The sequence below is a fragment of the Neisseria sp. MVDL19-042950 genome (assembly GCF_030504625.1).
Classification (GTDB): Bacteria; Pseudomonadota; Gammaproteobacteria; order Burkholderiales; family Neisseriaceae; genus Neisseria.
Genome location: NZ_JAUKWH010000006.1, coordinates 26,708 through 50,627 on the forward strand (window position 1 = coordinate 26,708; position 23,920 = coordinate 50,627).

Consider the following 23,920-nt stretch of genomic DNA (forward strand, 5'->3'; position numbering starts at 1 on the left):
GTATGCATTGAATCGAATACACATTCAGGCACTTTGCACGGATTTCCAGCCGGAGGGTTTATAAAATTTCCACACCTTCTGCTTTCAGAAAGTCGATCAGTTTGAAAATGGGCAGACCAATGAGCGCATTCGGGTCGACGCTGTCAATCCGTTCGAGCAAGGCCGCACCTAATCCCTCGCTTTTTGCTGCTCCGGCGCAGTACACGGCATCCGATTCGCGTTTAAGATAACGGTTGATTTGATCGGGGCTTAATTCCCGCATGGTTACAACGGTTTTATCAACATGGGTATGGAGGCCGTCTGAAAGTGTATTCAGCAGCACGACGGCACTGTAAAACTCGATACGCTTACCACTGAGTTCGGCCAGCATCTGTTGTGCTTTTGCGACGTTCAACGGCTTGCCTAATTGCTTGCCATTGCACCATGCTACTTGATCTGCACCGATGATTAAGGCTTGCGGAAAGGCTGTTGCCAGAGAGCGGGCTTTGCCGGCGGCAAGACGCAGAGCGGTGGCTTCGGGAGATTCGCCGTTTTGAGGGGTTTCGTCGAAATCAGGGGAGGCCGTCTGAAAAGACAAGCCCAAGCGCTGCAACTGCTGTTGGCGGAATATCGAGCTTGAGCCTAAAATAAGCGGCAGTTTTGTATTCATGTGTGTAAAAACATTGACGTTAAACCGCTGAAATTATATCATACCCCGTTTATGTCATACCCTAATTTGATTGACCCCGCAGCTTTCGCCGCAGAGAAGCAGAGTTTGCAAGGCAAATTTTTGCTGAGCCAGTTGGACGAACGCGTTTGGTCGCACGAATATTTTGCCGACAAGCAAGCCGAAGTGTCGTTTACGCTGCAAGGCGGGCGAGACCGCTGGCAGCGTTTGTTTTTAGACTTGAATGTTAAAGGTGTTTTGCCGCTGTTTTGCCAGCGTTGCATCAACCCGATGCCGTTTGAGTTGGATGAAACAAGTCGCATCGTTTTGTTTGACGATGAAGAAAGCCTCGATGAAGCCATGCTTTCCGATGAAGAACTCGAAGGCATGCTGATTGAAAAAGAGCTGAACGTGCGAGAGTTGGTGGAAGACCAAATCCTGATGGCGCTGCCGTTTTCTCCACGTCATGAGAATTGCGCTAATGCCGTGCTGGATGAAACAAATCAGGACAAACCCAATCCGTTTGCCGTTTTGGCAGGGCTGAAAAGCAGCCGCTAACCGGTTTTACAGTTTTATATATTTTTAGGAGCTTGAAATGGCCGTTCAACAAAATAAAAAATCTCCCTCTAAACGCGGTATGCACCGTTCACACGATGCCCTGACCGCTCCTGCATTGTCGGTAGACAGCGCAACCGGCGAAGTACACCGCCCGCACCACATTTCTCCCAACGGTATGTACCGTGGCCGTAAAGTGGTAAAAGCCAAAGGCGAATAAGTTTTTGCCTGATTGATAAAGATGAAAGCCAGAAGATTGCCTTTAAAACCGCAATTACTGGCTTTTTTGCATTAATCGACTGCCGGTTGTATAAAGATGCCGTCTGAAATGCAGCCGGATGTTTTGCCGGTATCCGAATATGAAAAAGAAAATCTGGTACACCTACGACGATATTCACCGTGTAATTAAAAAACTTGCCGAAAAAATTCAAGCATCGGATGTGAAATACGATGCGATGATCGCCATCGGCGGGGGCGGCTTTATTCCGGCACGTATATTACGTTGTTTTCTTGGCATTCCGATTTATGCCGTTACCACCGCTTATTACGACAGTGAATTTCAAGGCAAGGCTACGGATAGTGTTAAAAAAATCCAATGGCTTGATCCGATTCCGGAAGCCTTGCACGGTAAAAACGTATTGGTAGTAGATGAGGTGGACGACAGCCGCGTTACTCTCGAGTATTGTTTGAACGAATTTGCCAAGGAAAATTTCGGAACGGTCGGGATTGCTGTTTTGCATGAAAAAATCAAAGAAAAAACAGGTAAATTGCCGGAAGGCATGCCGTATTTCAGCGGTGTTACCGTGCAAGACTGGTGGATTAACTATCCGTGGGATGCGGAAGATATTGATGAACATAACCGTTTGGCGGCAGAAAGCCGTGATTGACGGTTCGTTTGCCTGTTGTCTTTGGCGACCTGTTAAATAGAAATAATAGAGATGAGGCCGTCTGAAATCCGCCGGACAAAAAGCGAAGCCTAGTGTTGTATTCGGTTTAAAAAACAGACGGCGTATTGAAGCATTACATGCAACCGCGCGGCGGCATTGCCGTGTGGTTGCGGCCGGTTCTTTAAGAGCCGGTTTTCAGACGGCCTTAAGATTTGGAAGAGGCCGTCTGAAACCGTTATACGGAGAATTACTCATGATTACTTTGGCCGTAGATGCCATGGGGGGCGATGCCGGTTTAAGCGTAACCGTGCCTGGTGCCGTTGCTTTTCTCAAACAGCGTACGGATGCCCGATTGATTATGGTGGGGGACGATGCTTTGGTTCGTGAAGCATTGACGGCCGCTAATGCGCCGATGGAGCGAATCGATATTTGCCGTGCCTCTCAAGTTGTGGCGATGGACGAGCCGCCGCAGTTGGCGTTGAAAAACAAAAAAGATTCATCAATGCGCGTTGCCATCAACCAAGTGAAAGAGGGCAATGCGCAAGCGGCGGTATCGGCCGGTAACACCGGTGCATTAATGGCAACCGCACGTTTTGTATTGAAAACCATTCCGGGCATCGAACGCCCTGCCATTGCCAAATTTCTGCCGTCGGCCGATAACCACATGACGCTGATGCTGGATTTGGGTGCCAATGTCGATTGTTCGGCAGACCAGTTGATGCAGTTCGCCGTTATCGGCAGCGAATTGTTCCAAGCCTTGTATCCGGAAAAAGGCAGGCCGCGTATCGGTTTACTGAATGTCGGCACGGAAGAGATTAAAGGCACGGAAACGATAAAGCAGGCGTTTGAATTGCTGCAAAGCAGCAGCCTCAATTTCGTGGGCAACGTGGAAGGCAATGCTGTTTTCAGCGGTGAAGTGGATGTGGTTGTGGCAGACGGTTTTGTCGGCAATGTTGTTTTGAAAACCATCGAAGGTGCCGTTAAGTTTTTGGGCGGCGCAATCAAACACGAATTCAAGGCCAGCCTGTTTACCAAAGCTGCCGCATTGGTGGCTTTTCCTGCTTTGAAAGGATTTAAAAACAAATTCGATCCGCGCCGCTTCAACGGAGCCATTTTTCTGGGATTGCGCGGAGTTGTGGTAAAAAGCCACGGCGGTACGGACGCAACGGGTTTTGCTTACGCGCTGGAAGAGGCTTACCATGAAGCCCGCGCCGACAGTTTGGATAAAATCGAACAGGGTGTCGCTTCGCAGTTGGCGTTACTGGCTGAAAAAAGGCTGGAAAACGAGCAGGCGGTAATGGCCGACAATATCGAATAGTTTCTCTTAAAAGGCTTGCCAAGAAGCAGCAGGCTTTCGGTAAGAAGCTGAATTTAAGGGCAGAGGCCGTCTGAAAAGTTTTCAGACGGCCTCTTGAGTATAAGGGGGTATTGATGCACAAGGGTTTAGCGTTTGCTTCGGGCTTGTAGCGCCAGATACATCATGGCGACATTAATCGAATCGTTTAACGCATCATGGCGCGGCAAATCGGGAATGCCGAGCTTTCTAATCATCGGAGTCATCCGCAAGTCGACATAGCTGTCGTAGAATTTCTTGTCGATTTCCTGCCGGTAATAGATGCTGGACACTTCAATCTGACGGTTTGGCAATTTAACACCCAACAGGGGTTTCATGAATTTATTGACCATTGCTACATCGTATTCCAAAAAATAGCCGACTACCGGTCTGCCGCCGATGAAATGGAGAAAACGCCGCAGGGCCTCTTCAACAGGAATGCCGTCGCTCAAATCTTTCGGCCGCAGGCCGTGGATGGTTACGTTGGCGGCTTCCATCATGCCTTCGGGTTTTACCAGCACATAAAAAGAATCGCTGGTCAGCACCCGATTGCCACGAATTTTAACGGCACCGATGGAAATGATTTCGGCTTCTTTCACATCCAAACTGGTGGTTTCGCAATCGAAGCTGACCAATTCGTCGGGGTGTTCTTCATACAGAAAACCATATTGCGGATCGGTCAGCTTTTTGCGTTCCCGTGCACGCAGAAAGTGTTCGATAAATTTCATTTCCGCCTCCTAGGTATTCAGATGGAAATGATGGCGGATAACGTTTTTGAAGCGTTTCACTACTTGCAAGGCATCCTTGAGCAGATCGCGTTCCAGTGTCGACAGGCTGTGCACGTCCACCTGATTCGGTTCTTTAACCTGACCGTTATGCAGCGAGAGCAGGCCGGCTTTCAAGCGGAGTTCCATCAAATAACGCTGGGCTTCGGCGATGTCTTTGCCGAGCTGTTCGTCTAATACTTTGAGTTGAACCAGTTTCTGAATGCGCTCGAAAGTGTTGGTTTCATCAAGCCTTGCCTCCAAACTTAACGCGCGTACACCGTGCACCACGGGGAAGAGGCCCATTTTTTTGATGTCCATTTTTTCGGTGGTTTCACGGCGCAGCAGTTGCGAGAAAAAACCTTGTCCGTGGCTGTCGAACTGTTCTACCGCACGTGCGAAGGTCATCAGCATGCCTACATCGTTGCTCAGCCGTTTACGCAGGTGCGCTCTGACTTCATCCAGCAGCGAAGCATTACCGGCAACCGCTTTGGCATCGACAAAGATGGCCAGATTCATCATGGTTGCGGGGCTGGGCGAGGCACACCAGCTTGCAACCATTTTTTTGAATTCGGGCAGGGTTTTGCACCATTCGGGGTTGTTGACCATGATGCGGCCTTTGCATGGCGGGTAGCCTAAACGCTCAAGCGTGGCGGAAAATGCTCCGGCAGCTTGGGCGGCGGCTTCGGTATCTATGCCTTCGCGCATAATCAGGGCGTTGTCTTGGTCGGTTTTCAACACTTGTTCGCCGCGTCCTTCCGAACCCATAACCACCAAGCAGGATTGTTCGTAAATTTCAGGCGGGGCAATCATGCGCCATGCTTTTTCAAACAGGCTGCTGTTCAATACCTGCATCAGCTGTGCAAGCTGCGGTGCGCGCACGCCGTTTTTGCGCAAGGCTTGAATCGAATCGTTCATCTGCGCGGCGATGGCCACCAATTCGTCTATGCTTTGGGCGCGTTCGAGCCGTTGTGCGACCAGATGGCTGTGGTTGGATACGTAGGCGAGAATGTCGATTTGTTCCAATGCGCCGATAACTTCGCCGTTGTCTTCCACGATGACGCGTTGGATATGAAACTGGGTCATGCGCAATAAGGCGTTGAATATGAAGTCGTCGCTGTCTATCGAGATTAAGTCGAATGTGGCCCATTTATGTGCGGGATCGTCGCTTGGCGCACCGGCTATCACAATGTTGCGGAATACCGATTCGGTAAACAGGCCGATACGCCCTTCATGGCGTACCAGCAACGATTTGGTTTTATTGTCGCGCATGGTTTGCGCGGCTTCGAGAATGGTAGCGGAGCCGTCAAGCCAAGCAGTGTTGTGGCGGTAGGCATCACGCACTTTGGCGGTGAAGAGGCTGGCGAACTCGTCTTCGTTTTTATTGCCGGAAAGGCTGGCAAATTTTTCCGCCACCGAAGCATAAAAATAAGCGCCGAATTGGGCGTTGGATTCCATGATTTCGGTAACGGCGGTTTTGGGAATCGTGTACACCAAAGCCTGCTCCGCTACCACAAACTGATTTTGGCTTGTGCCTTCCACCAACGCACGGGCTTCGAAAGTATCGCGCGGGTGGTAAAGTGCGACCACTTCTCCGTCGCTGCCGATTTCTTTAACTAACCCTTTAATCACAACGTAAAGATGCTCGATCGGCTGTTGCGGGCGGATGATGGTTTCGTCGTCGTCGAAAAAAGCGATGTCGACTGATTGTTGCAGAATTTGGCGTTGGTTGAGGTTGAGGCTGTCGTAAGGTGCGTAGCCGAAATCGAACCTGTCCATATCTCTCTCCTTTGTTATTTGTTTTTTATAAAGAATTATATTTTTCGTTCAATTATGCCACGTTTGTTGGATAAAGAGCAGGCCGTCTGAAAAGTGTTTCAGACGGCCTGTTTTGCTGCTTGGTTTGTAAAGCGTATTAACGGGTAACGCTTGATTTCAGATGGCCGTAGCCTTCGGCATCCATTTTATCCAACGGAATGAAACGCAGGCTGGCACCGTTGATGCAGTAGCGCAAACCGCCTTTGTCTTTCGGGCCGTCGGGGAACACGTGGCCTAAGTGTGAATCGGCGGCACGGCTGCGCACTTCGATGCGGCGCATGTTGTAGCTGAAATCGTCGTGTTCGGTAACGGCTGCTTGTTCAATCGGGCGGGTAAAGCTCGGCCAGCCGCAGTGGGAGTTGTATTTGTCGGCAGAGCTGAACAGGGGCTCGCCGCTAACGACATCCACATAGATACCCGGGTCGAACAGATGGTCGTATTCGTGGCTGAAGGCATACTCGGTGCCGCTTTTTTGGGTAACACGGTATTGCTCGTCAGTCAATCTGCGTCTCAGTTCGGCATCGCTCGGTTTGCGGTAAGTGGCGGCATTAAAACCTTTTTCGGTTTTCGGTGCGCTCTTGCCGGGCAGCGGTTCGTCGGCCTTGCGGATGTCGATGTGGCAGTAGCCGTTGGGGTTTTTGATCAGGTAATCCTGATGGTATTCCTCTGCTTCATAGAAATGTTTCAGAGGCAGGTTTTCTACCACCAGCGGCAGTTTGTATTTGGTTTGCTCTTTTTTCAAGGCGGCTTCTACAACGGCTTTTTCGGCAGGATTGGTGTAGTAAACGCCGGTACGGTATTGAGTACCGCGGTCGTTGCCTTGTTTGTTGAGGCTGGTGGGGTCGATTACGCGGAAATAGTATTGCAGGATATCGTCGAGGCTGAGCTTGTCGGCATCGTAGGTTACTTTTACGGTTTCGGCATGGCCGGTATCGCGGTAGACCACGTCTTCATAAGACGGACGGTCGGTTTTGCCGTTGGCGTATCCGGATACGGCATCCACAACGCCGGGAATACGTTGGAAGTAGGCTTCCAAGCCCCAGAAGCAGCCTCCGGCCAGATAAATGGTTTTGGTGTTTATCACAGCAGATTCCTTTTTCTTGTCGCTCGGTTTGTAAAACTGGGTTTTCAGACGGCCTATGTCGGCATCGGGGTTGTCTATCAATGCCAATGCCTGCGCTTCGTTGATGCTGCCTTTAACGATGCGGGCGACTTCGCCTTTTTTGTTGAGCACCGCCCATGAAGGGTAAACGCTGATATTCAGGCTTTTGGCGATTGTACCACCTTCATCCGCAATCACCGGCAGGTTGGGATAGTTCAGGCCGGCATACCATTGCTGGAATTCGCCCGGTTTTTTCTCGCCGAGAAAGCCCGGAGAGGCCACGGTAATCAGATTGGCCGTCTTAAAACGGCTGTCTTTTACCCATGCCTCGGTGTGCCCCAGCTCGGACAGACACAGCGGACACCAGCTTGCCCAAAATTTAATTAGTGTGGGTTTGTCTTTTTTTAGATAGTTTCCGGCAGGTTTGCCGTGGGTATCGTGCAGCTTTTGTAATACTTGCGGCACGGGCGCAGCGGCTGCGGATTGTGTTTGCGGCAGCAGTGTGGCCGTAGCGGCGGCCAGTGCTGCAACGATGGTAAACACCTTCCAACCGGAGCGTTTGGGGGAATTCATGGTGCTCTCCTATCTATGGGAATTCTATACAGCAGACGGTTCGTGCGGTAAATCCTTACATTAAGGCTTGTAAAGTAAATGGTTAACATTTTTTAGGAAAAGTTTGGGTGGTATGGGGTGCGTTTTCAGACGGCCTTGCGGGGAAAGACAAAAATCAAGGCCGTCTGAAATACTGCTTTTCAGACGGCCTCTTAAGTGTGAAAGTTCTTTTTATCAAATCCGGCATACGCGGCATTGCGGATTTTTTTCAAAAGGAAAACGCTGCCATTCGTTATTTAGCGCATCGTAAACCAAAAGTTCGCCGTGCGCCTCACGGCTGGCGCCGATAAGGATTTTTAGGGCTTCGGCGGCTTGTGTGGTGCCGATGATGCCGACCAGAGGCGAAAATACGCCGAACACCGCGCATGCCCCGTCTTTGGCGTGGTCGCCGTCGAACAGGCAGGCATAACAGGGTGCGTCGGGCAGATCGGGGCGGTAAACGGCAATTTGGCCTTCAAAACGCACGGCGGCTCCGGAAACCAACGGGGTGCGGGTGACAACGGAAGCGCGGTTGACGGCCAGCCGTGTGGCAAAATTGTCGCAGCAGTCGAGCACGATGTCGGCCTCCCGCATCAAGTCGGTTAAACGGGCTTCGGTTAAGCGTTCGTTTAAAGCGATGATGCGAACGCGGCTGTTGAGAGTGTTCAGACGGCCTTTCATCACTTCGGCTTTGCTTTTGCCGATGTCGGCTTCGGTGAAGACGATTTGGCGTTGCAGGTTGGTGTCGTCTATGGTGTCGTCGTCGGCAATGGTCAAACTGCCTACTCCCGCAGCGGCCAGATAGGGCAGGGCGGCCGCGCCTAATCCGCCGCAGCCGACAATCAACGCGCGGGCATTAAGCAGCTTTTGCTGGCCTTCTATGCCGATTTCGTCGAGCAGAATGTGTCGGCTGTAACGCAGGAGGTCGCGGTCGTCCATGGGGGAGTGTTGATTTTGGTTTTAGTAGCTGAGGTTTTCGAGGCTGTTGTCGAAAACAAACGGGCCGCTCTTGCCGCCGGTTTTTTCTTCAAGGTGGATTTGGGTGATCACCATGGCTTTATCGACGGCTTTGAGCATGTCGTAGATGGTGAGCAGGGCGATGTTGACACCGGTAAGGGCTTCCATTTCCACGCCGGTTTTGCCTTCGGTGCTGGCGGTTACGGTGGCTTTTACGCGCGCCAGATCGATATCGATTTCAAAGTCTACGCGAACGTGGGTGAGTGAAATCGGGTGGCACAGGGGAATCAGAAAGCCGGTTTGTTTGGTGGCTTGGATGGCAGCAATGCGGGCAATGCCGAGCACATCGCCTTTTTGTGCGGAACCTTCGATAACCAGTTTGATGGTGTCGTGGCTCATGTTGATATAGCCGCTGGCACGGGCGATGCGTTGGGTGGGCATTTTGGCGGCAATGTCTACCATGTGGGCTTCGTTGTTTTCGTTGAAATGGGTTAAGTCGATCATGATGTTTCCTGAATGTGTTTTGATTGAAAGGCCGTCTGAAAATACCGGCGGCAAATTGGGTGATATTTTAAGTCATTTTCGGCCCGCCGCCTACGGAATCGGCGATTTATGCGGCATTTTTTATGCAGAAACAAACGCTTTTTCAGACGGCCTCCAATGTTTTTTCAGATTTAAATCAAATTACAAAAAACTACATTGCTGACAATTCTAGTGTGATTGAATACCTTGTTATAGAATAATTTCGTTCGGCCTTACCATTTGATTAAGAAAGAAACAGATATGCAGCTTCACATCCTCAATAATCCGAAAGATGCGGCGTTGGCCGCCGATGCAGCGTTTCTGAAACAGGCGTTGTTCAAATTGTTGCAAAATGAAACGACCGATGCGGTGTTAAACACGGTAAAAGCGTTGTCCGACGCGGAAGACAGCAGTGCGGTCATCGAAAAAATATTGCCGCAATTGGACGAAAAGCAAACTCAAAACCTGATTATTGCCTGCGGCATGTTCGCCCAGATTTTGAATATTGCCGAGGATGTGCACCACGAACGCCGCCGTTTGGCGCATGAAAGCGCGGGAACGAGTGCGGCGGAAGGCAGTTTGGTGGAAACCGTGCGCAAGCTGCGCAAACACCACATCGATGCCGATACCCTGCAAAAACAATTGGACCAAACGCATATCGCCGCGGTATTGACCGCGCATCCCACCGAAGTGCAGCGTCAGGCCACTTTGAATTTCCACCGCCGCATCCGCATGCTGCTGCCGCAACGCGAGTTCTGCCGCAGCGCGGAGGCTTTGGAAGAGCTGCAACGCGAAATCGACACGTCGCTTTTGGCTTTGTGGCAAACCAGCGAAACCCGCCATTTCAAGATCACGGTAAAAGATGAAATCAACAACGGCGTGTCGATTTTTCCGCTGAGTTTTTTCTATGCGCTGCCCAAACTCTACCGTTCGATGGAAAAAACCTTTCAAACCGTGTGGTCCGATATCCGCATTCCCGATTTGTTGCAAATCGGCGGCTGGATAGGCGGCGACCGCGACGGCAATCCGTTTGTTTCCGCCGACACCTTGCGCCATGCGTTTACCCGTCATGCCGATACCGTATTCCACTATTACCGCCGCCAATTGAGCGAGCTGTATCAGGACCTGCCGCTGTCGGTGCGCAGGGTGCGGGTGAATGAGGGCGTAACGGCATTGTCCGCCCAATCCCCCGATACCGCCATCGCCCACGAAGAAGAGCCGTACCGCCGCGCCATTGCCTACATCATGGCGCGCTTAATCGGCAAAGCACACAAACTCGGCCTGACTTTGGGGTGCCGTTTCGGCACGCTGGAGCCGTATCCCGATGCCGAAAGTTTTATTGCCGATTTGAAAACATTGCAGCAATCTTTAAGCGACAATGGCAGCGAGTTGCTGGCCGGAGCGCGCTTGGCCGACATTATCCGCACCGCTTCGGTGTTCGGTTTCTTCATGATGCCGCTCGATTTGCGTCAGCATGGCGGCAAACACGCCGAAGTGGTGGCCGAATTGTTCCGGCATGCCGGATTGGAAGATTACGAGGCTTTGCCGGAGCAGGAAAAACAAGCCGTTTTATTGCGCGAACTGCAAAACCAACGCCCGCTTTACAATCCCTACACCGTATACAGCGAACACACGCGGCACGAGCTGGCGATTTTCCATGAAGCACGCAAAATCAAAGACGAGTTCGGCGAAAAAGCCATCAACCAAAGCATTATCTCCAATGCCGAAGCCCCCAGCGATCTGCTGGCGCTGGCCTTGTTGCTGAAAGAGAGCGGCTTGCTGGTGTTGGAAAACGGCAAGCCTGTGAGCCGCGTCAATATCGTGCCGCTGTTTGAAACCATAGAAGCGCTCGAAAACTCCTGTGCCGTGATGGAAACCATGTTCAACCTGCCGTGGTATCGCGATTTGCTTGTCGGCCGCGACAATATTCAGGAAATCATGCTCGGCTATTCCGACAGCAATAAAGACGGCGGCTATGTGAGCAGCTCGTGGGGGCTGTATCAGGCGGAACAAGGCTTGGTGGCGCTTTTCGCCCGCTACGGCATCAGAATGCGGCTGTTTCACGGGCGCGGCGGCAGCGTCGGACGCGGCGGCGGCCCTTCCTACCAAGCAGTGTTGGCACAGCCGCAGGGCAGCGTAGCGGGGCAGATACGCATTACCGAGCAGGGCGAAGTGATCAGTGCCAAATACGCCGACTTCAACAACGCCCACCGCAACCTCGAAACACTGGTTGCCGCCACGCTCGAAGCCAGCTTGCTGCCGAACCAGAAAGACCCCGACGGCAACCTGATGCAGGCATTGTCCGACAGCGCATTCAAGCACTACCGCGCCCTGATTACCTGCGACGGCTTCATCGACTATTTCCTGCAAACCAGCCCGATCCGCGAAATCGCCACCCTCAACCTCGGCAGCCGCCCCGCCAGCCGCAAAACACTGGCGCGCATTCAAGACCTGCGTGCGATTCCGTGGGTATTCTCATGGACGCAAAACCGCCTGATGCTGCCCGCGTGGTACGGCTTCGGCAGCGCGGTGGAAGAGTTGTGCCGGCAAGATGCAGGCCGTCTGAAAGACATGCAGCGGCACGCACAAGACAACCCCTTCTTCCAAGCCATGTTGTCGAATATGGAGCAAGTGATGGCGAAAACCGACTTGACGCTGGCGGAAAACTACGCCGGTTTGAGCGAGTCGCCGCAACGCGCCGCCGAAATTTTCGGTATGATCAAAGAAGAATACCTCAGAAGCCACAAAGCCCTGCTGGATATTCTGCAAACTGGCGAACTGCTCAGCGACAACCGCAGTTTGGCCCGCTCGCTGGCCTTGCGGATGCCGTATCTGAACGCCCTCAACGGCTTGCAGGTGGCCCTGCTCAAACGGCTGCGCAAAGACCCCGAAAACCCCTATCTGCTGCAAATGGTACATCTCACCATCAACGGAGTCGCACAGGGTTTGCGCAATACCGGCTGATGCGGAAACATTCGACAGAGGCCGTCTGAAAACAGGAATACGGTTTGTTTTCAGACGGCCTCTGCAATCAAAAAATGCTATCATACATGCCCGAACCCGTAAGATTAAAAGGAAACCGCCATGCCCCTGCTCGACAGTTTCAAAGTTGACCACACCCGTATGCACGCCCCCGCCGTGCGTATTGCCAAAACCATGCAAACACCGAAAGGCGACAACATTACCGTTTACGATCTGCGCTTCTGCGTGCCGAATCAGGAAATCTTGTCCGAAAAAGGCATTCACACGTTGGAGCACCTTTTTGCCGGCTTTATGCGCGAACATCTGAACGGAGCCGATGTGGAAATCATCGACATTTCCCCGATGGGCTGCCGCACCGGTTTCTACATGAGCCTGATCGGAACCCCCGACGAGCAAAAAGTCGCCGACGCATGGCTGGCTTCGATGCGGGATGTGTTGAACGTAAAAGACCAGAACCAGATTCCCGAACTGAACGAATACCAATGCGGCACTTACCAAATGCACTCGCTGATTGAAGCGCAAGGCATCGCCCAAAACGTGCTGGACCGCAAAATCAGCGTAAACAAAAACGAAGATTTGACGCTGGACGAAAGTTTGTTGAAAGAGTAAGAAGCTGTTTGAATGGTACTAAAAGAGGCCGTCTGAAAAGTGTTTTCAGACGGCCTCTTTCACAACTAGCCTATGCTTAACCTTTCAGCACGGCTTTTACGGTGTTTACCACATTATCAACGGTAAAGCCGAATTCTTTAAACAGCAGTTCCGCCGGAGCCGATTCGCCGAAGCGGTCGAGGCCGACTACGGCACCGTTCAGGCCGACGTATTTGTACCAGCCGTCGGTAACGCCTGCTTCCACGGCGATGCGCGGCAGGTTTTGCGGCAGTACGCTGTTGCGGTAGGCGGCATCTTGCCGGTCGAATACGTTGGTGGAAGGCATGGAAACAACGTTTACGGCAATGCCTTGTTCGGCCAATGCTTTTTGTGCGTTCAGAGCCAACTCGACTTCGGAACCGGTGGCAATCACCACGGCTTGGGCTTGGCCGTTTTCGACTTCGCTGATGACATAGCCGCCGCGTTTGATGTTATCCAACTGGGCTTGGTTGCGTGGGATAAACGGCAGGTTTTGGCGGCTGAAAATCAGACAGCTCGGATGGTCGGCCGCTTTGGTGGCTTCAGCCCATGCCACCAGTGATTCGGCGGTGTCGCACGGACGCCATACGGCCATGTTGGGAATCAGGCGTAGGGTGGCAGTTTGCTCGACGGGTTGGTGGGTGGGGCCGTCTTCGCCGAGGCCGATGGAGTCGTGGGTAAACACGAAAATCGGGTTGATTTTCATCAGCGAGGCCATGCGCAGGGCGTTGCGGGCGTATTCGCTGAACATCAGGAAGGTGGCGCCGAAGGGTTTCACGCCGCCGTGCAGGGTCATGCCGTTCATGATGGCGGCCATGCCGAATTCGCGCACGCCGTAGTGGATATAGTTGCCGCCGTTTTCGCTGGTTACGGCTTTGCTTGCCGACCAATCGGTAAGGTTCGACGGGGTGAGGTCGGCGGAACCGCCGACAAATTCGGGTAAGACTTTGGCGAGGATTTCAATGCTGTTTTGGCTGGCCTTGCGGGTGGCGATTTTTTCGGCTTTACTGCACACTTCTTTTAAGGCCGTCTGAACATAGGCATCGAAGTTCTCCGGCAGAGTGCCGTTCATGCGGCGCACGAATTCGGCAGCTTCGGCGGGGAATTTTTCTTGATAACGGGCGAATTTTTCGTTCCATTCGGCTTCGAGTTTCGCGCCTTTTTCTTTGGCGCTCCATGCGGTGTAAACGTCTTGCGGGATTTCAAACGGGCCGTGGTTCCAGCCCAAATGTTTGCGGGTGGCTTCGATTTCTTCGGCCCCCAACGGTGCGCCGTGGGTTTTGTGGCTGCCTTCTTTGGTGGCCGCGCCTTTGCCGATCAGGGTTTTGCAGCAGATGATGGAGGGTTTGCCGGTTTCGGCTTTGGCCGCTTCGATGGCCGTCTGAATGGCGGCGGTGTCGTGGCCGTTTACGTTCGGCACCACATGCCAGCCGTAGCTTTCGAAGCGTTGCGGAATGTTTTCGGTAAACCAGCCGTCGACTTTGCCGTCGATGGAAATATTGTTGTCGTCGTAGAGCACGATCAGTTTGCCCAAGCCCAAAGTGCCGGCCAGCGAGCAGGCTTCGTGCGACACGCCTTCCATCAGGCAGCCGTCGCCCATGAATACGTAGGTGTGGTGGTCGACGATATCAAGGCCGTCTTTATTGAATTCGGCGGCGAGGATTTTTTCGGCCAGCGCCATGCCGACTGCGTTGGCAATGCCTTGCCCCAACGGGCCGGTGGTGGTTTCCACGCCGTCGGTGTAGCCGTATTCGGGGTGGCCGGGGGTTTTGCTGTGCAGTTGGCGGAAGTTTTTCAGGTCTTCAATGGATACGTTGTAGCCGGTAAGGTGCAGCAGGCTGTAAAGAATCATGGATGCGTGGCCGTTGGAAAGGACGAAACGGTCGCGGTTGTAGAATTTGGGGTTGGCGGGGTTGTGGTTTAAAAATTTCGTCCACAGCACTTCGGCCATTTCAGCCATGCCCATCGGCGCACCGGGGTGGCCGGAATTGGCTTTTTGAACTGCGTCGACGGAAAGAAAACGGATGGCGTTTGCCAGTTGAGAAGCCATTTGGATACCTTTGCTGGTTGGTGGTGGAAACGGTTTTGATTATCGCCTGATTCGACCGTGGTTTCAAGGCGGTTTCAGACGGCCTCTTGCATGGATTGAGGCCGTCTGAAAAGAAAAAAGCCGTTTGAAACGACTTGGGTTTGAACGGATTGCGGCCGGTGTTTCGGCAAAGGTTTCAAAGGGCTTTCGTTGTCGGATATCGGAGGCTCAATCAGAGAGAGGCCGTCTGAAAACATTTTCAGACGGCCTCTTTAGAGCGGATGGCTGCGGCCGGTTTAGAAATCCTGCCCCGAAAGCCATAAAGCTCCCAAAGTGAGCACGGATATGCAGCTAATCAGGATAATGATGTTTAAAAAGAACATAGACATAACGACCTCCGTATGATGGTAAATGCCGCTTGCTACGAAATAACCGTTAAATACGGCGATAATGTTGCTTTGGCTGCAAATTACTTGGTCTGAGTGTCGGTTCGTATCGGTTTTCGATTATCCGTTTGAAACGGCTTATTGTTTATTATGGAATACTACGACTACATCATATCAATAAAGTCTATACATATCTTTACTTTTTACTCAAATTTCCAATGGGAAAAATACAATTATTATCAATAACTAAATGAAAATGGAATTGAATGCTTTTACAAATCTTAAATGTTGAAGCGGTTCTTGAACAGTGATCGGCCGGAGTGTCGTGCAAGCGGCGCGGAAGCGGTTTTGTTGCGGCAGCAAACGCCGGTAAAACCGGTTGAAAGCAGGCGGGTTGCGGGAAAATGCGGTTTTTTTGCTGTCTTTTGTAGAAAAGCGGGGGCGATTCACTATAATGCCGTGTCAATAAATTTTGAACGGTATCCGCATGCTGCCTTTACGCGCTTATATTCCGCCTTTCCCTTTGTTGCTTGTCCTCTTTCTGGGCATCGTTATTCCTTTGGTTATTGCCGGTTTTATCGCCGACGACATCAGAGCCCAACAGCATTTCGTTTTCGAACAGCCGCTGATGATGTGGGTGCACGAGCATGCGGGTGCGGCTTTTGCGCCCGTTGCCGTTGCGTTGCACCATCTCGGTAAAAGTGCCGTTGCCACGCCGATTACCGTATTGTTTGCGCTGTGGCTTTATTTGCGGAGGCGGCGCGGTTATGCTTTGTTCGTGCTGTTGGGAGCGGCTTTGTCTACTGCGGTTATGTTTACCGCCAAACAGTTTTTCAACCGCCCGCGCCCCGAATTCTGGCCGCGTATCGTCGAAGAAACCAATGCTTCTTTTCCCAGCGGGCACAGCACGTTTGCCGCTGCCATCGCTACTTTGATCGTATTGGTATATTGGTATTCGCCTTATCGGAAATACATTATCGCCGCGGCGGTTGCGTTTACGCTGTTGATGGGCTTTTCGCGCATCGTTTTAGGTGTACACTATCCTACCGATGTATTGGTGGGCTGGATTACTGGTGTCAGCACCGTGCTCGGCCTGCATCTTGTTTTATTCCGTAAGCTGCCCGAATCTAAATGACAAACCTGCCTCCGCTTCATACTCCCCTCTGGCTGCGCAGCGGCAATCTTGAAACTTTATATGCCAAAACGTTGCAGTCTCCGCCGCCCGCCTACCGCCGCGAACTGTTGCCCGACAGCACCGGCCAAACGTTGGTGGCTTATGATTTTATCGACAGCCCCCGTGCCGATGCTCCGTTGGTTGTGTTGTTCCACGGCTTGGAGGGCAGCAGCCGCAGCCATTACGCCGTCGCCTTGATGCGGGCGGTATTGGAAAAAGGATGGAACGGTGTGGTGGCGCATTTCCGCAGTTGCGGCGGCGTGCCTAATACCGCGCCGGTGTTTTACCATTCCGGCGACACGGCCGAAATCAAGTTTATGCTCGATACTTTGGCGGCGCGTTACCCGCATATTTACACCGTCGGTGTGTCGCTCGGCGGTAACGTGCTGGCGAAATATCTGGGCGAGCAGGGCGGCCGTGCCATACCGAAAGCCGCTGCGGTGGTGTCCGCCCCCGTAGATTTGGCCGCCGCCGGCACCCGTTTCGACAGCGGCCTCACCCGTTTGCTCTACACCCGTTATTTTCTCGGCTCCCTCTTGCCGAAAGCCCGCGCCAACGGTTTTCATACCGATAAATTGCAGCAGTGCAAAACATTGGGGGATTTCGACGATTTTTTTACCGCTCCGTTGCACGGCTTTGCCGACCGGTACGATTATTACCGCCGCGCTTCGTGCAAGCCGTTACTGCCGGAAATCCGAATACCTACCTTATTGCTGAACGCCGTCAATGACCCGTTTCTGCCTTCGGAAGCGTTGCCCGACCATACCGAAGTTTCCCGACACGTTACGCTGCTGCAGCCGCCGTATGGCGGGCATGTCGGGTTTGTGAGCGGCAGCGGCAAAGGCCATCTGAATTGGCTGCCCCAAACCGTATTGGCTTATTTTGAACAGGCCGTCTGAAAATTTACCGCCGCCGCCAAAATAACCTTTACGGCGGTTGTTTCCGCAATCGTTTTCCGACTCAAACCAAGTCTCCGGCCTGCTATAAAAATGCCGTCTGAAAACCTTTACTTCCCTCTTACTTGCTTTATCGCAAAGCAGCACAGGAAAACGTTATAATTTATTACTTTTGAATGGATTTGTTATAAAGTTATTTTGTTGCCGTCTGAAACTGTGAGCGGAACCGCATAATAAATTAAAGCCGAGATGCTTTGACATGAAAGGTTCGGTTAGGCAACAACCGTCTATTGTCTTTTGGGAGACTTCGAATGCCTGAACAAAATCGATTACTTTGCCGGGAATTGAGCCTTTTAGCCTTCAACCGCCGCGTGTTGGTACAGGCGCAGGATACGCGCGTGCCGCTGTTGGAGCGGTTGCGCTTCTTGTGCATCGTTTCGTCGAATCTGGACGAATTTTTTGAAGTCCGCATGGCGTATTTGAAACGCGAATTGAAACAACGCCCCAACCATATACTCGACAGCGGCCGCACACCGGCCGAAACCATTGCCGCCGCCACCCGCGAAGCACGCGCTTTAATACGCGAACAGTACGCTTTGTTCAATGAAGAGTTGCAACCGGCGTTGGGCAAGGAAGGCATCCATTTTTACCGCCGCCGCAACTGGACACCCGCACAACGGGAATGGATTGAAGACTACTTCGCCCGCGAGTTGCTGCCGATTCTTACGCCGATCGGTCTCGATCCTTCGCACCCTTTCCCGCGTCCGCTGAATAAGTCGCTCAATTTCGCCGTCGAGTTGGTCGGCACCGATGCGTTCGGCAGGGCTTCCGGCATGGCGATTGTGCAGGCTCCGCGTATTTTGCCGCGCGTGCTGCAACTGCCGAAAGAGGTCTGCAACGGCGATAACGGCTTTGTGTTTTTGTCGTCGATTTTGCACGAGTACGTTTACAAACTTTTCCCGGGCATGGATGTAAAAGGCTGCCATCAATTCCGCCTCACCCGCGACAGTGATTTGACGGTGGACGAAGAAGATTTGAAAAACCTGCGGGCGGCGATTCAGAGCGAATTGCAGGATCGGGAATACGGAGACGGCGTGCGTTTGGAAGTGGCGGAAACCTGCCCCGCGCATATCTATGAATTTTTATTGAGCCATTTCAAATTGGAGCCGTCCGAACTCTATCAGGTTAAAGGCCCGGTAAATTTGGTGCGGCTGATGGCCGTGCCCGATATGGTAGACCGCCCCGACTTGAAATTCCCGCCTTATACCGCGGATTTGCCCAAGCATTTGAGTAAAAACGAATCGGTAATCAATGCGGCCGCCAAAGCACCGGTTTTGCTGCACCACCCTTACCAATCGTTTGAACCCGTCGTCCGCTTTATCCGCGAAGCTGCGGCGGATCCAGATGTGGTGGCGGTGAAAATGACGATTTACCGCACCGGCAGTACGTCCGAGCTGGTAAAGGCTTTGCTGAAAGCCACGCATGCGGGCAAGCAGGTTACGGTGGTGGTTGAATTGATGGCGCGTTTTGACGAAGCCAATAACGTCAACTGGGCTCAACAGCTTGAAGATGCCGGAGCGCACGTGGTTTACGGCGTGTTCGGCTATAAAATCCACGCCAAGATGGCTTTGGTGGTGCGCCGTGAAGACGGAGTGCTCAAACGCTATGCGCACTTGGGTACGGGAAACTACCACCAAGGTACGTCGCGGATTTATACCGACTTCGGTTTGATTACCGCCGATGAGAAGATTACCGCCGATGTTAACACCATCTTTATGGAAATCACCGGCTTGGGCCAGCCCATTCGTTTGAACAAGCTGTATCAAAGCCCGTTTACCCTGCATAAAATGGTTATGGACAGCATCGAACGCGAAGCCAAGAATGCCAAAGCGGGCAAGCCTGCGCGGATTGTGGCCAAGATGAATGCCTTGCTCGAACCTACCGTTATCGAAGCCTTGTATGCGGCCAGTGCGGCCGGCGTGCAAATCGATTTGATCGTGCGCGGCATGTGCGCTTTGCGCCCGCAAGTGCCGGGATTGTCGGACAATATTCGGGTGCGTTCCATCATCGGCCGCCAGCTTGAACACTCGCGCGTGTATTATTTCTATAACAACGGCAAAGAAGATACCTATATTTCCAGCGCCGACTGGATGGGCCGCAATTTCTTCCGCCGCATCGAAACCTGTACGCCGATAGAGTTGCCCGAGTTGAAAACGCGCATTATCCGCGAAGGACTGACTTTGGCTTTACAGGACAACACGCAGGCGTGGTTGATGCAGCCTGACGGCAGCTATATCCGCGCGGTTCCTGCCGAAGGCGAGGCAGAGGTAAGCCTGCAAAATGATTTATGGAAAGAATACGGGCATTAATAAATTGAATCCGTAGGCAGAGGCCGTCTGAAAACCTTATTTTCAGACGGCCTTTCGTATGGATATACCGTTGTGGAATTATAAGTTTATTTGATTTATATGTCGGTTTGTTCGAGGGGTAGGTCGGTCCACACATCACGGTAGCTGGTGTAATAGATTAACAGCATGGTAGGGATATAAATCAAACAAAAAGCAAGATGTATCACAAGGATAAGCAATATTCCTGTTATGGAGCCGATATCACCGAGCAGACTCAACATCATAACGGAAATGGCGGAAACCGTGCCCACAATAACCGCGATGCCGAGAAAAACAAAAAAGGCGGAGACAATAAAAACGATAAGCGGCAGGATATTGCGCCAACATGCATATAAGCTCATTTTCATGGCCGCCCACGGTTTGATGTCGTGTAAAGCGATCAAAACGGGGGCATACCACATCATCATGGCTAACAGTATCAAAAATACCGAGGCGCTGAAGAAAGTGGCTTGAGGATGGATGGCTTGCAAACTTTGCGGCAAGTCCGGATAAAGTACCGGTAATTGCGGAATCAACACAAGGGTTATAACTGCCGCCAGCGCAAATAAGGTCAAATGGATCAGGATAAGTATCGAAATGTTTTTTAATTGACTGAAAATGCCGTTAAAAAGCGTGCCGATGCCTACTTCGTCGCCGTTTAAAAGGGCATTGGCGGTATGGGCAAAGCCTGCGATAACGAAAAGCCATATGAAGTTAAAACCGATGTTGGCGATGTTGCCCAGTAGCGGGGAAACGGATGCCAGTAAGATGGCCAGCACCGCCAACGCGATAAAAATCATGCCGATTATCAGAATGGAGAGCATCCAGACGTCAGGCATCATTTTAAAAATTTCCCAAGCCTGCTTCATCCATGAAAGGCCGCAGCGCGCACTCAAACGGTTGGGTTTGGCGAGCAGTTGCGGCGAGCTTTCAAGAGCTTCCGACAAGAAAACGCCGTCGGGTTCTGGAGTCGCAATCAGATTGGTGCTGGTGGAAGACATGGGCTTGTTCCGCAGTTGAAATACGAAGTTAAATATTGTAATGGAAATTTAATGAATGTCATCGAATGCGGATAAGCCGCTGAAAAATAGGCTTGAACGGAATGCGAGGGGGTGGGAAAAGAAGAGGCCGTCTGAAAAGATCCGGCTGCACAGAAACTGTGTTGCACGTGTTTTTCAGACGGCCTCTAACTATTCATATGAGTAGTTGCGTAGTACAAGATACTGGTTGTTTTAGGAATTAAAGAATACCCCTGTTAATCCGGCAATAATCAGAATGATGTTCGAAACGGCTGTTAATAGAAAACCAATTGCTCTTGTTTGCGGATTTTTAGTATAAGCGCGCCAATAAATGAAGCGGCCGCAGAGGTAAACCAATCCGATCAGTGCAATAACGGCATTCGGCCAATAAGCTCCGGCAATAAACAACGTGGGTAGAAAAATAACCAGTTGCTCAAGCGTATTGGCATGAATGCGGAAAGCGCGCTCGAAATGTTCGTTACCCGATGTGGCCGGTGCATGAATGCCGTATTTGCCTCTTGCATACCCTACCATGATGCCGAAGAAGCCGTATTGCAATAAAGCCAGTAAGGCGATGATGTGGATATAGTTCATAAACCCTCCTGTATTTCAGTTTGATGCAGAACGCACTCATGTAGTATGTGCGGCCAAATCATAGCATGTCCAAAGCACTTATAGCCGCGAAACCCGATGATTATTGCAAGCAACAGTATGGTCGGATTCGCGGCTATAAGGCTTGGAAGCGTTGGTTAATGCAATTTCAATCTACCCGATACCCGCTTCTGCATGGCCCGTGCCAAAGCCAGCAGAATGGTTTTACCGTAGCCGAGTATGGTTTTATGATGCATCAAATGCAGCGACATATACATGTATTTGGCAATCAATCCTTCGATAAAGAAACTGCCGCCCGATAAACTGCCCATCAGATTGCCTACGCCGTGGTTGTTGCCGAGCGATACCAGCGAACCGGAATCTTTATAGAGGAATGTTTTGCTAAAAGAACGGTTTTTGGTGTAGGCAAGCAGCAGATCGCATAAGAAATCAGCTTGCTGATGCGCCGCTTGGGCGCGGGCCGGTACGAATTTGCCGTCTTCCCATTCGCAGGCTGCACAGTCTCCCATTGCATAAATGCCTTCAAACGGCGTTTGCAGTTGGGTATTGACTTCAAACTGGTTGATGCGGTTGACCGGCAGCCCGTATTCACGGTTCCTGTTGGCCGCTTTAATGCCTGCGGCCCATACCACGACATCGGCAGAAATATTCCCTTGGTCGGTTTCGACTTTATCAGGGTAAATTTGCAGGACCTTGGTGGAAGTCATTACCTTAATCTGTTTTTGTTGCAGGGCTTGGAGTGCTTGCGATGAAACTTTCTCGGGCAATCCCGCCAGAATACGCGAAGCAGCTTCAATCAGAGTAAGATTGATGCGGAAACGCTGTTCCGAACCGGAGGTGCTTTGGATTTCGTGATAGGCTTCCATCATTTCGGCGGAAAGCTCTACGCCGGTAGCGCCGGCACCGACGATCACTACATTAAGCTGCTTATTGACGGAATAGGCGGCTTTGGCAAACAGATTCAGCAGATGAGTGTGGAAATTTTGCGCATCTTGGGCATTTTCAAGCACATATGCGTGTTCGCTGCCGGGGGTGCCGAAGAAGTTGGAACCGCTGCCGACGGCAAGCACGCAACGGTTGAAGGTAATATGGCGTTCGGGAATAATTAAAGTGCCGTCAGCCTGATAAACTTCCTTCAAGGTCAGTTTTTTTGCTTCGGGATCAAATTTAACCAATTCGCCCAACACAAAGCTGAAATGGTTGGAGCGGCCTAAAATACTGTACGATAAGCCTTCCTGCTGGGGATTCAGTGTGCCCGCAGCCACTTCGTGCAGGGTAGGTTTCCAAATATGGAATACCGAACGGTCGATCAGCAAGATTTTTTCGGGGCCGTTTTTACGTCCGAGTGCACGTCCGAGTTTGGAAGCCAATTCCAAGCCGCCGGCACCGCCGCCTACAATAATAATGTCGTAATGCATAATAAATGTCTCTGATGTGAAATATGAAGTAACAAAAAAATGCAGGAGTGATTTGTTTTTTTGAGTTATAAAATAACTTATATCGTGTGATTTTTATTATTTTACTGCAATTTTCGACATTTTTTGTAGTTAGTTTTCATATATACGTTTGTTGATATCATTTTGAGTGTAGCAAAATAAAGCCAAGCCGCCCGAAACTTTCAGACGGCCTCTTGTCTAACCACGGTATTCATGTAAGGAATGATTAAAATGCGTAAAATATTTGTGCCGTTAATTATCTTCCCTTTCTTGCTTACAGCGTGTGCAAGCAAGGTTGGGAATCAGCAGTCGGTTTCAGCGGCTGCTGCATCATATCAGGCTGGTAAGCCCGAACACCGTATCCGTAAAATAGTTTATTCCGTTACCGAGCAAAGCAATGCGCAGAATGCCCAAACATACGAGCAAACCGACAAGTTCTCATTAACTTCAAAAAATTTATTGCGTAAAGTCAGCACGGCTAAAGGGAAACCAAAAGTAGAAAGCCTGATTTTAATGAATCATTGGGAGCTGGATTGGAAAATGGATAACAATGCTTTTCGTTCCGAAAATGTTGATTTACGTCCTTCTCCTGCCTACTGGTCAACCAATGGTGAAAATATTTATAACAGTTCAACGTTGGTTGATGCCAACGGACAGCTGGCTTGGCGCGAATATTGTCAGTTGGGAGCGGCAGACAATGCAGCGAAACTGCATAAAAACCTAAAAGGGCAGATTCAATTGGCCAATTGCAATGCTCTTTTAAGTAATGAAGAAGGGACATTGCGTATTGTCCAAAATTTTCAGGGATATTATTTGCCCAGCTATCAGATGTTTATCCCCAAAATTCTAGTAGTCAATAACAATGCCAACGGCAGGATAGATAAGATTGAATATACTGTAAAAAGTGTTCATTGACGTTATTACATACCCTGTAACAACAAAAGAAAAAACTGCTTCCGATTTAAATTGGGTTCTAAAATTCGAGCCGGCAATCCAAGCAATTTCTTTGTAAGACTCAAAATTCCATGTCGCATGGGATTTGAGTCTTTTTATTTGGAGAGGCCTTATTGTGGCTCATATCACAGCGTATTTGATATGGACACTTAGATTTGAAAAACCGATACGATTTTTCAGACGGCCTTTTCTTAAATAAAAAAGAAATAAGTTTGGTCGGCGGAATAATTGCGGAATAATTAA

At 51.0% G+C, this 23,920-nt stretch carries 20 protein-coding genes; 10 read left to right on the forward strand and 10 right to left on the reverse strand.

The window, feature by feature from the left end; all coding sequences use genetic code 11:
- Window positions 1-58 precede the first annotated feature (58 nt).
- On the reverse strand, window positions 59-649 hold the full coding sequence (locus tag Q0X97_RS06680) for a nucleoside triphosphate pyrophosphatase (RefSeq protein WP_302067245.1): 591 nt from the start codon (window positions 647-649) through the stop codon (window positions 59-61).
- A gap of 51 nt (window positions 650-700) precedes the next feature.
- On the opposite strand from Q0X97_RS06680, the gene Q0X97_RS06685 reads away from it, so the two are divergent.
- The 4 genes from Q0X97_RS06685 (at window position 701) to plsX (ending at window position 3,406) form a co-directional block, all read left to right on the forward strand.
- Window positions 701-1,204, forward strand: coding sequence for a DUF177 domain-containing protein (locus Q0X97_RS06685; protein WP_302067244.1), 504 nt, complete (start codon window positions 701-703; stop codon window positions 1,202-1,204).
- Window positions 1,205-1,241: 37 nt separating this feature from the next.
- The gene (gene rpmF, locus Q0X97_RS06690; protein WP_004283533.1) at window positions 1,242-1,421 is read left to right on the forward strand and encodes a 50S ribosomal protein L32; all 180 of its coding nucleotides are present in this window, start codon (window positions 1,242-1,244) and stop codon (window positions 1,419-1,421) included.
- Between the two features lie 139 nt (window positions 1,422-1,560).
- The gene (locus tag Q0X97_RS06695) at window positions 1,561-2,088 is read left to right on the forward strand and encodes a phosphoribosyltransferase (protein WP_302067242.1); all 528 of its coding nucleotides are present in this window, start codon (window positions 1,561-1,563) and stop codon (window positions 2,086-2,088) included.
- Between the two features lie 253 nt (window positions 2,089-2,341).
- Window positions 2,342-3,406, forward strand: coding sequence for a phosphate acyltransferase PlsX (gene plsX, locus Q0X97_RS06700; protein ID WP_302067241.1), 1,065 nt, complete (start codon window positions 2,342-2,344; stop codon window positions 3,404-3,406).
- Window positions 3,407-3,531: 125 nt separating this feature from the next.
- Here the strand turns inward: plsX and Q0X97_RS06705 are convergent, their stop codons facing one another.
- From Q0X97_RS06705 to moaC, 5 genes are all read right to left on the reverse strand, one after another.
- The gene (locus Q0X97_RS06705) at window positions 3,532-4,149 is read right to left on the reverse strand and encodes a 3'-5' exonuclease (protein ID WP_302067240.1); all 618 of its coding nucleotides are present in this window, start codon (window positions 4,147-4,149) and stop codon (window positions 3,532-3,534) included.
- A gap of 9 nt (window positions 4,150-4,158) precedes the next feature.
- Window positions 4,159-5,964, reverse strand: a complete 1,806-nt coding sequence (locus Q0X97_RS06710) for a DUF294 nucleotidyltransferase-like domain-containing protein (protein WP_302067239.1) — start codon at window positions 5,962-5,964, stop codon at window positions 4,159-4,161.
- A 136-nt stretch (window positions 5,965-6,100) separates the two neighbouring features.
- A complete protein-coding gene (msrAB, locus tag Q0X97_RS06715) occupies window positions 6,101-7,678 on the reverse strand; it encodes a bifunctional peptide-methionine (S)-S-oxide reductase MsrA/peptide-methionine (R)-S-oxide reductase MsrB (protein WP_302067238.1) in 1,578 nt (525 codons plus the stop codon).
- Between the two features lie 213 nt (window positions 7,679-7,891).
- On the reverse strand, window positions 7,892-8,635 hold the full coding sequence (locus Q0X97_RS06720) for a HesA/MoeB/ThiF family protein (RefSeq protein WP_302067237.1): 744 nt from the start codon (window positions 8,633-8,635) through the stop codon (window positions 7,892-7,894).
- Between the two features lie 21 nt (window positions 8,636-8,656).
- Window positions 8,657-9,157, reverse strand: a complete 501-nt coding sequence (moaC, locus tag Q0X97_RS06725; protein WP_302067236.1) for a cyclic pyranopterin monophosphate synthase MoaC — start codon at window positions 9,155-9,157, stop codon at window positions 8,657-8,659.
- A 279-nt stretch (window positions 9,158-9,436) separates the two neighbouring features.
- Here moaC and ppc point away from each other — a divergent pair, with 279 nt between their 5' ends.
- Together ppc and luxS are read left to right on the forward strand one after the other, a co-directional pair.
- Window positions 9,437-12,139 carry a phosphoenolpyruvate carboxylase gene (gene ppc / locus Q0X97_RS06730; RefSeq protein ID WP_302067235.1) on the forward strand — a complete coding sequence of 901 codons (2,703 nt, stop codon included), beginning with the start codon at window positions 9,437-9,439 and terminating at the stop codon, window positions 12,137-12,139.
- Window positions 12,140-12,259: 120 nt separating this feature from the next.
- A complete protein-coding gene (gene luxS / locus Q0X97_RS06735) occupies window positions 12,260-12,766 on the forward strand; it encodes an S-ribosylhomocysteine lyase (protein WP_302067234.1) in 507 nt (168 codons plus the stop codon).
- Window positions 12,767-12,842: 76 nt separating this feature from the next.
- Here the strand turns inward: luxS and tkt are convergent, their stop codons facing one another.
- Entirely contained in the window at window positions 12,843-14,834 is a 1,992-nt protein-coding gene (gene tkt / locus Q0X97_RS06740; protein WP_302067233.1) for a transketolase, read from the reverse strand.
- Window positions 14,835-15,686: 852 nt separating this feature from the next.
- On the opposite strand from tkt, the gene Q0X97_RS06745 reads away from it, so the two are divergent.
- The 3 genes from Q0X97_RS06745 (at window position 15,687) to ppk1 (ending at window position 19,638) form a co-directional block, all read left to right on the forward strand.
- The gene (locus Q0X97_RS06745) at window positions 15,687-16,334 is read left to right on the forward strand and encodes a phosphatase PAP2 family protein (protein WP_302067232.1); all 648 of its coding nucleotides are present in this window, start codon (window positions 15,687-15,689) and stop codon (window positions 16,332-16,334) included.
- Window positions 16,331-17,272, forward strand: a complete 942-nt coding sequence (locus tag Q0X97_RS06750; RefSeq protein ID WP_302067231.1) for a YheT family hydrolase — start codon at window positions 16,331-16,333, stop codon at window positions 17,270-17,272. The genes Q0X97_RS06745 and Q0X97_RS06750 overlap by 4 nt, the downstream gene beginning before the upstream one ends.
- 308 nt (window positions 17,273-17,580) lie before the next feature.
- Entirely contained in the window at window positions 17,581-19,638 is a 2,058-nt protein-coding gene (gene ppk1 / locus Q0X97_RS06755) for a polyphosphate kinase 1 (protein ID WP_302067230.1), read from the forward strand.
- Window positions 19,639-19,733: 95 nt separating this feature from the next.
- Here ppk1 and Q0X97_RS06760 read toward each other — a convergent pair whose 3' ends face one another.
- From Q0X97_RS06760 to Q0X97_RS06770, 3 genes are all read right to left on the reverse strand, one after another.
- Window positions 19,734-20,657: a BPSS1780 family membrane protein gene (locus Q0X97_RS06760; protein WP_302067229.1), complete on the reverse strand. Its 924-nt coding sequence runs from the start codon at window positions 20,655-20,657 to the stop codon at window positions 19,734-19,736.
- A 231-nt stretch (window positions 20,658-20,888) separates the two neighbouring features.
- On the reverse strand, window positions 20,889-21,269 hold the full coding sequence (locus Q0X97_RS06765; protein WP_302067228.1) for an MAPEG family protein: 381 nt from the start codon (window positions 21,267-21,269) through the stop codon (window positions 20,889-20,891).
- A gap of 155 nt (window positions 21,270-21,424) precedes the next feature.
- A complete protein-coding gene (locus tag Q0X97_RS06770; protein WP_302067227.1) occupies window positions 21,425-22,705 on the reverse strand; it encodes an NAD(P)/FAD-dependent oxidoreductase in 1,281 nt (426 codons plus the stop codon).
- 249 nt (window positions 22,706-22,954) lie between these two features.
- Between Q0X97_RS06770 and Q0X97_RS06775 the strand changes: the two genes are divergently transcribed.
- Entirely contained in the window at window positions 22,955-23,638 is a 684-nt protein-coding gene (locus Q0X97_RS06775; protein ID WP_302067226.1) for a hypothetical protein, read from the forward strand.
- Window positions 23,639-23,920: the final 282 nt, after the last annotated feature.